This is a genomic window from Halorhodospira sp. 9622 (assembly GCF_022228025.1).
Taxonomy (GTDB): domain Bacteria; phylum Pseudomonadota; class Gammaproteobacteria; order Nitrococcales; family Halorhodospiraceae; genus Halorhodospira; species Halorhodospira halophila_A.
The window spans coordinates 154,032-168,127 of record NZ_JAJNRE010000001.1 but is presented as its reverse complement, the minus strand read 5'-3'; the positions used below and the strand labels follow the sequence as shown (position 1 = coordinate 168,127).

Here is a 14,096-nt window from a genome sequence, read left to right as displayed (position 1 = left end):
CATGGCGAAGGACTATCCGCGCAGCCGGCGGATCGCCGAGCAGCTTCGACGCGAGCTTGCCGAGGTGATTCGCGACGACGTCGATGACCCCCGGGTGGGGTCAGTGACCATCTCGGAGGTGCAGGTTAGCCGTGACCTGGCCCATGCGACCGTGTACGTCACCGTTCTCGGCGCCGAGGCGGCCGAGGCGCAGGCCGGGATCGATGTCCTGAACCGAGCCCACGGGTTCCTGCGCAGCCAGGTGGCCCGGCGCATCCGTGCCAAGCGAACGCCGAGCCTGCGCTTCCTGCACGACACCGCCTTCGATCGCGGTGCGCGGCTGAGTGCCCTCATCGATGAGGTGGCACCGCCGCCAGCGGACGACGAATCGAGCAAGGAGTAGAAGGCGAATGGCGAAAAGGCGGGGTGGTCGCAACGTCACCGGCGTGCTGCTGTTGGACAAGCCGGCGGGCGTGACCTCCAATAAGGCCCTGCAACAGGTCAAGCGGCTCTTCGGGGCGCGCAAGGCCGGGCACACGGGCAGTCTCGATCCGCTGGCCACCGGGCTGCTGCCGATCTGCTTCGGCGATGCCACCAAGGTCTCCGGGTTCCTGCTCGACGCGGACAAGAGATACGTGGTCACCTGCAAGCTGGGCGTGGCCACCGATACCGGGGACGCCGAGGGCACCGAACGCGACCGTGCCGAGGTCCCGGGGCTGGACCCGGAGAGCGTCGAGCCGGTCCTGGCTGATTTTCGCGGGTCCATCGAGCAGCTGCCGCCGATGTATTCGGCCATCAAACACCAGGGGCAGCGGCTCTACGACCTGGCGCGTCAGGGGGTCGAGGTCGAGCGCGAGCGCCGACGGGTGGAGATCTACGACCTGCAGCTTCTGGCCGTCCGCGGGGACGAGCTGGAGTTGTCGGTGCACTGCTCCAAGGGAACCTACATCCGCACGCTGGCCGAGGATATCGCCGAGGCGCTGGGCACCGTCGGCCACGTCTGCGCGCTGCGCAGGCTGGGGCTCGGGCCGTACCAGGACCCGGCGATGTGGACCGAGGAGATGCTCGCCGCACGCGCCGAGCAGGGGCGGGAGGCGCTGGACGCCACGCTGCTTCCCATGGACTCGGCCCTCCAGCAGTACACCGGGGTTGAGCTCGCCGACGATCTCGCCTACTTCGTGGTTCAGGGCCAGCCGGTCTTCGTCCCCAAGGCTCCCAGCGAGGGCTGGCTGCGGCTGTACGATCGCGCCGGCAACTTCCTGGGCATGGGGCAGGCCCTGGATGATGGCCGCATCGGGCCCAAGCGCCTGGTAGCACGCCGCTGACGGGAGAAGCCCGCTGCGCAGTTTCCCGCCGCTCGCGGGTGAATTCTTGTTCCTTTGCCCCCGCGAGGGCTACACTAACGGCCTTTATGGACAGGCCGAAATCGAGCGTATAGGTCAGGAGTCGTACATGTCGCTGAATGCTGAGAAAAAATCGGAGATCGTCGAGCAGTTCCGGCGCTCTCCGTCGGACACCGGGTCGCCCGAGGTGCAGATCGCGCTGCTCTCGGCGCGTATCCAGCACCTTACCGAGCACTTCTCGGTGCACAAGCAGGACCACCACTCTCGGCAGGGCCTGCTCAAGCTGGTCAGCCAGCGCCGCAAGCTGCTCGATTACCTCAAGCGCAAGGATCGGAGCCGCTACCAGGACGTCATCGAGCGTCTCGGCATTCGCAAGTAAGCGCAAGGGGTAAAAAACGATGAGCGAGAGCCAGCTATCCCTGACCCCGGTCAAGCGGAGCTTCCAGTTCGGTCAGCATCAGGTGACCCTGGAGACCGGGGGCGTGGCCCGACAGGCCGATGGCGCCGTCCTGGTGGACATGGCGGACACGGTGGTCCTGGTCACCGTGGTCGGCAAGAAGGACCCCGCCGCGGCACGCGACTTCCTGCCGCTGACGGTCAACTACCAGGAGCGCACCTACGCGGCGGGGCGCATCCCGGGGGGCTTCTTCAAGCGCGAGGGTCGTCCCTCCGAGAAGGAGACCCTGACCTGCCGCCTGATCGACCGGCCCATCCGGCCCCTTTTCCCCGAGGGGTTCCGCCAGGAGGTCCAGGTCATCGCCACGGTGCTCTCGCTCAACGACGAGGTTGATGCCGACATCCCGGCGATGATCGGCACCTCGGCGGCGCTGGCGCTATCCGGCATCCCGTTCGAGGGGCCCATCGGGGCCTGCCGGGTCGGGCACCTGGACGGTGAGTTCGTCCTCAACCCGACCTTCAGTCAGACCGCCGAATCGGACCTGGATCTGGTGGTCGCCGGTACCCGCGATGCCGTGCTGATGGTCGAGTCCGAGGCCAACCTGCTGCCCGAAAGCACCATGCTCGATGCCGTGCTCTACGGCCACGAGCAGATGCAGGTGGCCATCGACACCATCAACGACCTGGCCGCCGAGGCCGGCAAGCCCCGGTGGGACTGGCAGCCGCCTGAGAAGAACGAGTCGCTGGAGTCGGCCGTGGCCGATCGGGTGCGCCCGGAGCTCGAGGCGGCCTACCAGATCGCCGACAAGCAGGAGCGCAGCGAGCGGGTCGGCGCCCTGCGGGATAGGGCCATCGAGGAGCTGGCGGACGAAGAGCGCGAAGGCTGGAGCGCCGGCGAGGTCGGCGAGGCGTTCAAGACGCTGGAGAAGAAGATCGTCCGGGGCCGGATTCTGGCCGGCCATCCGCGCATCGACGGCCGCGACAACCAGACCGTGCGCCCGCTCAACGTTCAGGCAGGCGTGCTGCCGCGGACGCACGGGTCGGCGATCTTCACCCGCGGTGAGACCCAGGCGATCGTCGTCAGTACCCTGGGGACCGGCCGGGACGCCCAGGTCATCGACGCCCTGGAGGGCGAGCGCCGCGAGCCCTTCATGCTGCATTACAACTTCCCGCCCTACTGTGTTGGTGAAACCGGCTTCATCGGCTCGCCGAAGCGGCGGGAGATTGGCCACGGCAAGTTGGCCAAGCGCGGCGTCGAAGCCGTGATGCCCTCGGACGAAGAGTTCCCCTACGTCATCCGCGTGGTTTCCGAGGTTACGGAATCCAACGGCTCGTCATCGATGGCCACCGTCTGTGGCACCAGCCTGTCGCTGATGGACGCCGGTGTACCGCTCAAGGCCCAGGTGGCGGGGATCGCCATGGGGCTGATCAAGGAGGGCGACGACTTCGCCGTCCTGACCGATATCCTCGGTGACGAGGACCACCTCGGGGACATGGACTTCAAGGTGGCCGGCAGCAAGGACGGTGTCACCGCGCTGCAGATGGACATCAAGATCGACGGGATCACCCGCGAGATCATGGAGCGGGCCTTGGAGCAGGCGCGCTCGGGTCGGCTGCATATCCTCGACGAGATGAACCGGGTGATCGACAAGCCGCGCGAGCAGATGTCCGAGTACGCCCCGCGTCTGCTGACCATGAAGATCGACCCGGAGCGGATCCGCGACGTCATCGGCAAGGGCGGTGCCACCATCCGTGGCCTGACCGAGGAGACCGGCACCAACATCGATATCAGCGACGAGGGCGTAGTGACCATCGCTTCCGCCGACAAGGCCGCGGCCGAGGAGGCGAAGAAGCGCATCGAGCTGCTGACCGCCGATGTCGAGGTGGGCAAGGTCTACGAGGGCAAAGTGGCGAAGCTCATGGACTTCGGGGCCTTCGTCAACATCCTGCCCGGCCGGGACGGTCTGGTGCACATCTCTCAGATCTCCAACAACCGGGTCGAGAACGTCGCCGACGAGTTGGCCGAGGGCGACTCGGTACGGGTCAAGGTGCTCGAGGTGGACCGGCAGGGCCGGATCCGGCTGTCCATGAAGGCGGTCGAGGAAGAGTAACCACGAACCGACCGCTGCAGTCGTTGCGGCGCTGGCTTGCTGCCGGCGCCGCGGCGGCTACCCTGATAAGGGGACACCGACCGATCCCCGGGAGGTTGCAGTGGTCGAGGCCCAACCTAGAGACGCCGAGCACGCGGCTTTGCTCGTCGTCGACGTCCAGCCGGACTTCATGCCCGGCGGCGCGTTGCCGACCCAGGGCGGTGAAGAAGTCGTAGCCCCCATTGCCCGCTTGCTCGAGCGGGCGCCCGTGCGCTACGTGGTAGCTACTCAGGACTGGCATCCGCCGGGGCATATCTCTTTCGCTTCCAGCCATCCGGGGTGTTCCCCCTTCGAGGTGATTGAGCTCCACGGTGTCGAGCAGGTGCTGTGGCCCGATCACTGTGTACAGGACACGCCCGGGGCGGCCCTGCACGACGGGATCCCTTGGCGCTACGCGGATCTTGTGCTGCGCAAGGCCACCGACCCGCTGGTCGACTCCTACAGCGCTTTCCGCGAGAATTTCGCGCCCGATGGGCGGCGACCCTCGACGGGGCTGGCCGGCTATCTCCGCGAACTCGGTGTCGAGCAAATCTACGTCTGCGGGTTGGCGCGGGACTACTGCGCGCTCTGGAGCGCGGAGGATGGTGCCCGGGCCGGCTTCCGGGTGCACTTCCTGTGGGACCTGACCCGTCCGGTGGATGCCAGCAACGACGCCTCGGTGCAGCGGACGCTGCAGGCTGCGGGCGTGGAGGTTGTCAGCGGGGCGCCGTGAGGCGTTCTCAGGCGAAGAAGCCGTGCAGGTGCCAGCCGTAGGGAGGGCGGTGGTCGCGATAGACCCAGAGACGGCTACCGCCCGGGGCGCGGGCTACGTAGTAGTCGCGCACCACGTCCTCGCCGTCCCACCAACCGCTCTCGATCCGTTCCGGGCCGGCCTCCAAGTGGAGGGGGCCGCCCCAGTATGGGCGGTCCTCGCTACTGCGCAGCCGCTGCGGACGGCGTAGCAGCCAGGCTGGTCGCGGTGGCGTGGCGACGGGCGGCTGATCGGGGTGTTCCAGTGGGATGCGGCGCCAGGCCCGCTCCGGGCGCGGGTCTGGGCAAACGGCCAGGCGGTGGACGCAATCGGTTCCCAGGCGGGCGATGAGCCGTTCGCTCAGGGTGCGGACGGCCTCGGTGCTGGTGCCGACCTCCTCGAAGAGCTGGCCGCTGGTGCCGTGGTACGGGAGCAGCTGATCCGCCTCGAGGCGGATAGCCACCGCCACATCGGGGAGCCTCTGGCGCTCCAGTCGGTGGCGGGCGATGTGGGCCATGTGTTCGAGGTCGCGGGTCGGGCGCAGGAACCCCAGCGTCAGTCGAGTCTCCGGCGCGTCGGGGTGTTCCAGGATGACGGTGGCCTGTTGGACCCCGGCGTCGATGCCACGCAGCATCCCCACCAGGGCGCGCAGCAACCGGTGCAGGCCGAAGGCGGCGGCCCGGGTGGCGGTCGTCGGGGCCGGCAGTTCCAGGCGGCCGCGGTAGTGCTGCGGCGGCGTGATGCAGTGGCGCGGTTCGGGCCGTTCGCCGAGGGCCTGCTCCAGCCTGCGCACGGGGGGATCGCCGATGCGGCGACGCAGGCCACTGCGGGGCATGCGCAGGCAGTCGCCCAGACGGCTCAGTCCGAGGGCGTCCAGGGCTTCCTGCTGGGCCGGGGTCGGATCGAGGAGCTGGCAGGGCAGGGGCATCAGGGTGTGGCGGAGCGTCCGGCGGTCCGTCACCCAGGTGCCCGGGCTGGCCCGGGCGAGCAGCCGGGCGCCCTGGGGCGTGGGGGCAGCAGCCAAGTATGCCGGAGTCTGGCCCAGCCCCTGCAAACCCTTCCGGGCGTGGCGTCGGATCTCCCCCGGTCCCCCGAACAGCCGCTGGCTGCCGCCGACCTCAAGGAAGACGGTGTCGGGGGGGGCGAGACTCACCTGATGCGTGAGCTCCAGGCCCCACAGGCCGACTTGCTCGAGGGTGTGCCCTGCCGAGGTCGGGGGCTCGGCGGCCAGCGCAGGCAAGCGGACAGCGAGCCACAGCGGGCTGGTGTGTGGCTCCGGCATGGTTGGGGCGCAGCGTGTCGTGCTAGAGGGGCAGGGGCAACTGCCCCGCGGCGGTGCGGGAGCGAGCGTCCTGCCGTCGTGGCTGGCGCCGCGGAGACGGTGCAGCCTGACGGGGCTGGTCACCGGCCGGCGCCTCCCGGAGGGCAGATTCGGCTGCTGCTGCGGTGCCCTCGGTGCGTGGAGAGGGGTAGCGCGCCTCGGTGGTGTTTCGGGCTTCGGTGGGGTTCGGAGGGGCAGCCTGTGCCGGCCGGAGCTGTAGCCGGCGCGGCTGGGCGCCGCGGCACTTGAGCAGGTCGACGCCGAGCGTGGCGTTCTCTTCCGGTTGTAGGGCGATACGGATTGCCGCCGTGGAGGCCTGGTGCCGTGCCTTGTGCGGCCGGAACAGGGCGGCCCAGCTTTCGCCGGTTTCGGCGGCCAGTTGCAGGCGGCGCAGGGCGGTCCGGTCTGCCTGCCGGGGCCAGCCGACCACAGCGCCGCAGGTTCCGCTCCGCAACGCCTGCTCCATGGCCCAGAGGTGCTCTTCGTGGGCGCGCGGGTGGATGAGCAGCACCCGTGAGAGGTCCAGCCCCGCGTGGGCCAGCCCCGGGGCGTAGGGGATGTAGGGCGGGGCGACCAGGGCCAGCCACTGCCTGCGCCGGCTCAGCGCTGCCAGGCTGGGCAGGATCAGCTGGAGTTCGCCGATGGCCGGTTGCTCGTGGAAGATCTCGGTCACGGTGCCCAGAGGCCAGCCGCCGTCGGGCAGGGCGGCGTCCAGTTCCGGATAACCGGTGCCGAGCGCGGGTTGCCGGGCGGTCTCGGCCCGGCGGCCAGGGCGCCAGATGCGCGGATCGTTCAACAGCGGTTGCAGGGCAGCTTCGCTCACGGTTGCGCCTCCTCAGTCGGACGCCGTGTCGTCTTCCGGACCGCGCGGGTGGAGCGGACTACGCAGCACGCCGACGCCGATGCCCTCGAGCACGGCATCCTGACCGTCCGCCGCCACCTCGATGACGGGGTAGTCCGGGTGGGCCGGGATCAGCCGCAGGACGCCATCGCGGCGTTCCAGGAACTTGACGGTGACTTCGTCGTGGAGGCGGATCACCACGATCTGCCCGTCCCGGGCCTCGGTGTCACGGCGAACGGCGAGCAGATCGCCGTCCAGGATGCCGGCATCGCGCATGCTTTCGCCGCGGACACGCAGCAGGTAATCGGCCGGCGGGGAGAACAGTGCAGCATCGACCTGGCAGTAGCGCTCGATGCTCTCCTCGGCCAGCAGCGGACTACCGGCGGCCACCCGCCCGACAACCGGGAGGCCGGTGCCGTCCGTTTCCTCGGTGGTCCGGGGTGCTTCGGGGTTGCCTCGGGCAGCGGCATCGGTCAGCCGGATGCCCCGCGAGGCGCCGCGCCGCATTTCGATGGCCCCCTTGCGGGCGAGCGCACGCAAGTGGGACTCGGCAGCGTTCGGTGAGCGGAAGCCGAGGCTCTGACAGATCTCGGCTCGAGTCGGGGGGTATCCCCGCTCCGCCACCGAGCGGCGGATGAGCTCGAGGATTTCGCGTTGGCGGTCTGTAAGGGTATCCATGGGTAGTACTATATACACAGATGGTTTTATGTACAACAGTGTGGATCGGCTCAGTCGTCAACCGCTCGTGCCGCGACGGGAGAGCGTTCTCCCTTGTCACGGCCCCGTTGCAGCCTGAAACTCTCCCCCTGAACCCTGAACCCTGAACCCTGAACCCTGAACCCTGAACCCCCGAGGCCCATGGTCCAATCCGCCCTAGCCGACATCGACGACGTCACCACCCTGGAGCCGGCCGCCTGGCTGCACCGCCTGCCGGTGTCGCTCAGCGACGCCGACCGCGAGCTGCTCGAGGGCGCCTGGGCGCGTGCGCGGGCCGGTTACGGGGAGCGGCTGCGCGATTCCGGCGAGCCGTATTTCGCCCACGCTGTCTACACCGCGACCATCCTTGCCGAGCTGGGCCTGGACGCCGCGACCCTGGCGGCGGCGCTGATCCACGATCTGCCCGAGTTGCAGGAGGGCGCCATCGCCGGGCTGGGCAAGCATCTGGGTCCCGACATCGCCGAACTCGCCCAAGGGGTGTGCCGCATGCACGGCATCGGCCGGTTCCGTGACTCCGCCGAGCTTGAGTCGGCCATTCAGGGCGAGCGGGTTGAGGGATTGCGCAAGATGCTGCTGGCCATGGCCCGGGATGTCCGGGTGGTCTTCATCGCTCTGGCCGAGCGGCTGCACGACCTGCGCAGTTGCCGCGGGCTCGGCGAGGAGGAGCGCAGCCGCCTGGCCCGCGAGACGCGGGATATCTATGCGCCCCTGGCGAATCGGCTGGGTATCTGGCAGCTCAAGTGGGAGCTGGAGGATCTGGCGTTCCGTTATCTGGAGCCGGAGGCCTACATGGAGCTCGCCAAGCGCCTGGCCGAGCGCCGGCGCGATCGCGAGGCCTACATCGAGCAGGTTTGCAGCCAGCTGCAGGCGGCCATGGACGAGGCGGGCCTCGAGGCCGAGGTCTACGGTCGCCCCAAGCATATCTACAGCATCTATCGGAAGATGCAGCGCAAGGGGCTGCGCTTCGACGACCTCTACGACCTGCGCGCCGTGCGTATCCTCGTCGACGATGAGCGCGCCTGCTACGCCGCCCTGGGGATCGTCCACGGCCTGTGGATGCCGATCCCGCGGGAGTTCGACGATTACATCGCAACCCCCAAAGAGAACAACTACCGCTCGCTGCACACCGCGGTGGCCGGCCCCGAGGGCAAGGCGGTGGAGGTGCAGATCCGTACCCACGAGATGCACGCCGAGGCGGAGCTGGGGATCGCCGCCCACTGGCGCTACAAGGAGGGCGGCAGGCAGGACGCGGAGTTTGAACAGAAGATCGCGTGGCTGCGCCAGATCCTCGAGTGGGGGCGCGAGGACGACGACGAGGGGGATTTCGTTGATCGTGTCCGTGCCGAGGTCTTCGCTGATCGGGTCTATGCCCTCACCCCGGGGGGAGACGTGATCGACCTGCCGCGGGGGGCGACGGCGCTGGATTTTGCCTACCACATCCATACTGGCCTGGGCCACCGTTGTCGCGGGGCGAAGATCAACAACCGGATCGCGCCGCTGACCCGCCCCCTGGAGAACGGCGATCGGGTTGAGATCCTCACCAGTCGCGAGGAGCGGCCAAGCCGCGACTGGATCAACCCGGAGCTGGGGTATCTCTACACCAATCGAGCGCGCACCAAGGTACGCACCTGGTTTCGGCAGCGCGATCACGACAAGAACGTGGCGGCAGGGCGCCAGGCGCTGGACAAGGAGTTGCGCCGTCTCGGGCTGGAGGAGGTGAGCACCGACGAGGTGGTCCGGCGTAGCCGCTACGCCCGGGCGGAGCTGTTCCTCTCGGCCCTAGGCCGGGGCGAAGTGACCTCTGGGCAGATCGCGGCCCTGCTGCGCGACCGGCTGCTGCCGCAGCAGCCGGAGCCCCCGGCGGCGCCCGAGCGGGCCCGCCGCCCCGAGAAACCGGGCGGTGACGATGACGTCACCGTGGAGGGCGTGGGCAACCTGCTGACCCGTATGGCCCGCTGCTGTGCCCCGGCACCCGGGGACCCGATCATCGGGTTCATCACCCGGGGCTCGGGGGTGACGATCCACCGTCAGGACTGCCGCAATGTGGAGCAGCTGCGGGAACGGGAGCCGGAACGTCTGCTCGACGTCAACTGGCGGACGGCTCCGGCCGGGCGCTATCCGGTGCGCATCCACGTCCGTACCGGGGTGCTTGACGGGCCACTGAGCGAGATCACCCGCCTGTGCGGCCACGAGGGGGTGCGCCTGGACGGCGTGCAGACCCACGCCGAGCCGGCGGACGCCTACCGCATCGATATCGATGTGCAGGTCAGCGACGTCCAGCAGCTCTCCCGGCTGATGGCCAAGCTCTCGGCCAGTGAGCGGGTGGAGCGCGTGTGGCGCGGCACATGAGAGGGCGCTAATATACCCTGGCTATCGACGGTCCCTGCCAGGAGTCACCATGCGTCCCGCTTACCAGATCCTCTTCGCCGCCCTGCTGATTGCCGGGGTGGCGTCCGGTGGTTATTGGCTGACGCGTGGCGAGCCGTCGCCCGCGGGTGGCCCCCCGGCGGGGCGCGAGGCGGTGGTCGAGACCGCCGGTGCAGAGCGGGCGACGATCCGCGATACCTTCCGGGCGACCGGAACCACCCGCGCCCGGGAGGCTGTCGCTGTCGTCACCGAGGCGGCCGGACGGGTCACGGCCATCGGTTTCCAGGAGGGGGCTGCGGTGGGGGCCGGACAGACCCTGCTGGAGCTGGATGCCGAGCGGGAGCAAGCGGTGCTGGAGGAGGCCCAGGCCCACCTGGAGGACCTGCAGGCGCAGCTGCGTCGAACGCGCTCCCTGCGCGAGACCGGAGACGCCACCGAGCAGGATCTGGATACCCTGGTGGCCGGTGTCGCCGTGGCCGGCGCCCAGGTCCGGGTGGCCGAGGCCCAGCTGCGTGAGCGCCGCATCAGGGCTCCGTTTAAGGGGGTAACCGGGATGCGCGAGGTCAGCCTCGGTGCTTACGTGGACCCGCAGACCGTCATCACCACCCTCGATGATACTACCACCCTGCGTGTCGGTTTCTCGGTCCCGGAGCGGCTGCTCGGGCAGCTCGAGCCCGGGCTGCCGGTGACGGCCACCAGCGCTGGGTTCGCCGATCGCACCTTCTCCGGGGAGCTGCGCCGGATCGACAGTCGTGTCGACCCGATCACCCGTACACTGCGCCTGGAGTCCGAGATCGATAACCCGGACGGGCGTCTCAAACCGGGCATGTTCCTGCAGGTCGAGCTGGAGCTCGACCAGCGCGAGGGCGTCGTCATCCCCGAGGAGGCGCTGATCCTCGAGGGCCGGGCGCGTTACGTCTACCGCGTCGACGATGGCGTGGCCCACCGGGTGGCGGTGCAGAGCGGCCAGCGCCGCGACGGCCGGGTGGAGATCGTCGCCGGTTTGGAGGCCGCTGACCGGGTGGTGGCCCTCGGCCACCAGCGTCTGAGCGACGGCGCCCGGGTGCGGGTACGCAACCCGTCGGCCGACGCCGCAGCGACCGGTGACGGCCTGGCCGAGGCCGCCCGTTGATCCTCTCCGACATCGCGATCCGCCGCCCCGTGCTGGCCACCGTGGCCAGCGTGCTGATCGTCGTCCTCGGCATCGCCTCCCTCGCCCAGCTGCCGGTGCGCGAATACCCCGACATCGATCCCCCTGTGGTCTCCATCGAGACGCGCTACACCGGTGCCGCGCCGGCGGTGATCGACACCGAGATCACCGAGCTGATCGAATCGGCGGTGAGCAGTGTCGACGGGATCCGCTCGATGACCTCGGAGAGTCGCGACGGGCGCGGTGAGACGGATATCGAGTTCGAGGTGGGCCGGGATATCGACGCCGCCGCCAACGACGTGCGTGACGCCATCGGACGGATCCTCGACGACCTGCCCGCGGATGCCGACCCCCCGGTGGTGGCCAAGACCGAGGCCGACGCCCGGCCGATGATGTGGCTGTCCCTGAGCAGTAGCCGCATGAGCCCCGAGGAGATGACCGACTACGCCGACCGCCACCTGGTGGATCGGCTCTCGGTGCTTGACGGCGTGGCGCGGGTGCGCATCGGCGGCGAGCGGCGCTACGCCATGCGCATCTGGCTCGATAGCGAGGCCCTGGCGGCCCGCGCCCTGACCGTCGAGGACGTGGAGAATGCCCTGCGCCGGGAGAACATCGAGCTGCCCGCCGGCGAGATCGAGTCGGTGGCCCGGCAGCTGACCGTGCGCACCGACACCCGGCTGCGCGATCGCGACGACTTCGCTCGCCTGGTCATTGAGCGCCGCGGCGACGAGCTGGTCCGCCTGGGCGAGGTAGCCCGGGTCGAACGCGGGGTGGAGGATGACGACACCGCCGTGCGCCTGGACGGCGAGACCGCGGTGGGGCTGGGGATCATTCGCCAGTCCCGGGCCAACACCATCGCCGTCGCCGACGCCGTGCTCGCCGAGATGGCCCGGCTCGAGGATCAGCTGCCCGCCGATCTGCGTCTGGTGGTCGGCTACGACGAGTCGCAGTTCGTGCGCCAGTCGATCCGCGAGGTGGTGCGCACCCTGCTGATCGCCGTCGGGTTGGTGGTGCTGACTATCTTCGTCTTCCTGCGCAGCCTGCGCGCCACCCTGATCCCTTCGGTGACCATCCCGGTGGCGGTAATCGGCGCGTTCATCGTCATGGGTCCGCTCGGCTTCTCGCTCAACGTCCTGACGCTGCTGGCGCTGATCCTGGCCATCGGGCTGGTGGTCGACGACGCCATCGTGGTGCTGGAGAACATCCAGCGGCGCATCGACGAGGGCGAGCCGCCGCTGCTGGCCGCCTACCGCGGCGTGCGCCAGGTGGGTTTCGCGGTCATTGCCACCACCATCTCGTTGGTGGCGGTCTTCGTGCCCATTGCGTTCATGGAGGGGAACGTCGGACGTCTGTTCACCGAGTTCGGGCTGGTGCTGGCGGCGGCGGTGGTGTTCTCCAGCTTCGTTGCCCTGACCCTGACGGGCATGCTTTGTTCCAAGTGGCTGCGCCCCCGGGCGGCACAGCCAGGGGGGCTCGAAGCGGTTGCCGAGCGGTTCTTCACCGGCCTGACCGGCGGCTACCGTCGTGCGCTGGGCGGTGCGCTGCAGGCGCCCATCGCCGTGCTCGGCGTCGGGGTGGCCGCCGCCGTCGGCGCCTATGCGCTCTATCAGGCGCTGCCCCAAGAGCTGACCCCCACCGAGGACCGCGGCGTGTTCATTGTCCCGGCGAGCGCGCCGGAGGGCAGCACCGCGGCGCACACCGATGCCGGCGTACGCGAGCTGGAGGAGATCCTGCGGCCGCTGCGCGAGGAGACTGGTGAGGCTCGTCGGGTGCTGAGCATCCTGGGCTTTGGCGGGCGCGCCAATAGCGCGTTCATCATTGTTGGCCTGGAGGACTGGGGCGATCGTTCGCGGAGTCAGCAGCAGATTGTCGCCGAGACCATGCCGCGGCTGATGGGCGTCCCCGGCGTGCGCGCCTTCGCCGTGAATCCCCCGGGTCTCGGCCAGAGTGGATTCCAACAGCCGGTACAGTTCGTGGTCGGTGGCACCGATTACGATGAGGTAGCCGGCTGGACCGAGCGCATCCTGGATCGGGCCCGGGACGAAAATCCCCGCCTGGTCAACCTCGACAGCAGCTATGACGCCACGCGTCCGCAGCTCAACGTGCGCATCGACCGTGACCGGGCCGCTGACCTCGGGGTCAGTGCCGAGGCGCTGGGGCGCACCGTGCAGACCCTGCTTGCCTCGCGCACGGTGACCGCTTACCTCGACCGCGGGCGCGAGTACGACGTCATGCTCCAGGCCGAGGCGGTGGATCGGCGCAACCCGGGCGACCTGGACCGGCTGCACGTGCGCAGCCTCAACGACGGTGCGCTGATCCCCCTCTCGGCCTTAGTCACCTTAGAAGAGGAGGGCGCGCCGCCGGCTCTCAGCCGCGTCGATCGCCTGCCGGCGGTGACGCTGACCGCGTCGCTGGCGCCGGGTTACGACTTGGGCGCGGCCCTGGCTTACCTCGAGCAGGTGGCCGCCGAGGAGCTGCCCGCCACAGCGCGGATCAGCTACCTGGGCCTGTCGGACGAGTTCAAGCGCGCCGGCGGGGCGGTCTTCCTCACCTTCGGTCTGGCTCTGCTCATCGTCTTTCTGGTGCTCTCGGCGCAGTTCGAGAGCTTCGTCCATCCGCTGATCATCATGACCGCGGTGCCGCTGGCCATCACTGGGGCCCTGGGTGCGCTTCTGCTCGGCGGCAGCAGCCTGAACATCTACAGCCAGATCGGTATGATCCTGCTAATCGGCCTGATGACGAAGAACGGGATCCTGATCGTTGAGTTCGCCAATCAGCTGCGGGACCAGGGCTACAGCGTGCGCGAGGCCATCCACGCCGGGGCGGTGCTGCGCTTCCGTCCCGTCTTGATGACGGCGATCTCCACGGTCTTCGGTGCGGTCCCCCTGGTTCTGGCGCTGGGCGCCGGGGCCGAGAGCCGTGCCGCCATCGGTACCGTGATCATCGGCGGCATGGGGTTTGCGACCCTGTTGACGCTGTTCGTCATCCCGGTCCTTTACGACTGGCTGGCTCGGTACACGACCCCGGTCAATGTGGTCGGTGCCGAGCTGGAGCGCCTGGAACGGGCCCACGGCGCGCCGCGGGCGAGGGAGTGAACTCAGG

At 69.3% G+C, this 14,096-nt stretch carries 11 protein-coding genes; 8 read left to right on the top strand and 3 right to left on the bottom strand.

Annotated elements, in window-relative coordinates; genetic code table 11:
* Position 1 precedes the first annotated feature (1 nt).
* From rbfA to LRG07_RS00730, 5 genes are all read left to right on the top strand, one after another.
* Positions 2-382 carry a 30S ribosome-binding factor RbfA gene (gene rbfA, locus LRG07_RS00750; RefSeq protein ID WP_201171422.1) on the top strand — a complete coding sequence of 127 codons (381 nt, stop codon included), beginning with the start codon at positions 2-4 and terminating at the stop codon, positions 380-382.
* A gap of 7 nt (positions 383-389) precedes the next feature.
* Positions 390-1,304, top strand: coding sequence for a tRNA pseudouridine(55) synthase TruB (truB, locus tag LRG07_RS00745; protein WP_201171420.1), 915 nt, complete (start codon positions 390-392; stop codon positions 1,302-1,304).
* A gap of 127 nt (positions 1,305-1,431) precedes the next feature.
* A complete protein-coding gene (rpsO, locus tag LRG07_RS00740; RefSeq protein WP_201171416.1) occupies positions 1,432-1,701 on the top strand; it encodes a 30S ribosomal protein S15 in 270 nt (89 codons plus the stop codon).
* Positions 1,702-1,741: 40 nt separating this feature from the next.
* The gene (pnp, locus tag LRG07_RS00735) at positions 1,742-3,829 is read left to right on the top strand and encodes a polyribonucleotide nucleotidyltransferase (protein ID WP_201172511.1); all 2,088 of its coding nucleotides are present in this window, start codon (positions 1,742-1,744) and stop codon (positions 3,827-3,829) included.
* Between the two features lie 100 nt (positions 3,830-3,929).
* Positions 3,930-4,580, top strand: coding sequence for a nicotinamidase (locus LRG07_RS00730; protein ID WP_201171405.1), 651 nt, complete (start codon positions 3,930-3,932; stop codon positions 4,578-4,580).
* Between the two features lie 7 nt (positions 4,581-4,587).
* Here the strand turns inward: LRG07_RS00730 and LRG07_RS00725 are convergent, their stop codons facing one another.
* The 3 genes from LRG07_RS00725 to lexA are packed head-to-tail and all read right to left on the bottom strand — an operon-like array spanning position 4,588 to position 7,438.
* Positions 4,588-5,880 (bottom strand): DNA polymerase Y family protein, encoded by a 1,293-nt coding sequence (locus LRG07_RS00725; RefSeq protein ID WP_238641574.1) that lies wholly within the window; start codon positions 5,878-5,880, stop codon positions 4,588-4,590.
* 22 nt (positions 5,881-5,902) lie between these two features.
* Complete coding sequence (imuA, locus tag LRG07_RS00720) at positions 5,903-6,742, bottom strand: translesion DNA synthesis-associated protein ImuA (RefSeq protein WP_238641573.1); 840 nt, start codon at positions 6,740-6,742, stop codon at positions 5,903-5,905.
* 12 nt (positions 6,743-6,754) lie between these two features.
* Entirely contained in the window at positions 6,755-7,438 is a 684-nt protein-coding gene (lexA, locus tag LRG07_RS00715) for a transcriptional repressor LexA (RefSeq protein ID WP_201171397.1), read from the bottom strand.
* Between the two features lie 180 nt (positions 7,439-7,618).
* Here lexA and LRG07_RS00710 point away from each other — a divergent pair, with 180 nt between their 5' ends.
* From LRG07_RS00710 to LRG07_RS00700, 3 genes are read left to right on the top strand one after another with little or no spacing between them, the layout of a single operon-like run.
* The gene (locus LRG07_RS00710) at positions 7,619-9,826 is read left to right on the top strand and encodes a bifunctional (p)ppGpp synthetase/guanosine-3',5'-bis(diphosphate) 3'-pyrophosphohydrolase (RefSeq protein WP_238641572.1); all 2,208 of its coding nucleotides are present in this window, start codon (positions 7,619-7,621) and stop codon (positions 9,824-9,826) included.
* 49 nt (positions 9,827-9,875) lie between these two features.
* Positions 9,876-10,976 carry an efflux RND transporter periplasmic adaptor subunit gene (locus LRG07_RS00705; RefSeq protein WP_238641571.1) on the top strand — a complete coding sequence of 367 codons (1,101 nt, stop codon included), beginning with the start codon at positions 9,876-9,878 and terminating at the stop codon, positions 10,974-10,976.
* A complete protein-coding gene (locus tag LRG07_RS00700) occupies positions 10,973-14,089 on the top strand; it encodes an efflux RND transporter permease subunit (protein ID WP_238632545.1) in 3,117 nt (1,038 codons plus the stop codon). Before LRG07_RS00705 ends, LRG07_RS00700 begins: the two co-directional genes overlap by 4 nt.
* The last annotated feature ends 7 nt before the right edge of the window (positions 14,090-14,096 follow it).

What these genes read in the sequence shown, in the direction of transcription:
- LRG07_RS00705 (WP_238641571.1), top strand. Translation starts at nt 9,876, where the DNA reads ATGCGTCCCGCTTACCAGATCCTCTTCGCCGCCCTGCTGATTGCCGGG.
- LRG07_RS00710 (WP_238641572.1), top strand. Translation starts at nt 7,619, where the DNA reads ATGGTCCAATCCGCCCTAGCCGACATCGACGACGTCACCACCCTGGAG.
- lexA (WP_201171397.1), bottom strand. Translation starts at nt 7,438, where the DNA reads ATGGATACCCTTACAGACCGCCAACGCGAAATCCTCGAGCTCATCCGC.
- LRG07_RS00725 (WP_238641574.1), bottom strand. Translation starts at nt 5,880, where the DNA reads ATGCCGGAGCCACACACCAGCCCGCTGTGGCTCGCTGTCCGCTTGCCT.
- rpsO (WP_201171416.1), top strand. Translation starts at nt 1,432, where the DNA reads ATGTCGCTGAATGCTGAGAAAAAATCGGAGATCGTCGAGCAGTTCCGG.
- truB (WP_201171420.1), top strand. Translation starts at nt 390, where the DNA reads ATGGCGAAAAGGCGGGGTGGTCGCAACGTCACCGGCGTGCTGCTGTTG.
- rbfA (WP_201171422.1), top strand. Translation starts at nt 2, where the DNA reads ATGGCGAAGGACTATCCGCGCAGCCGGCGGATCGCCGAGCAGCTTCGA.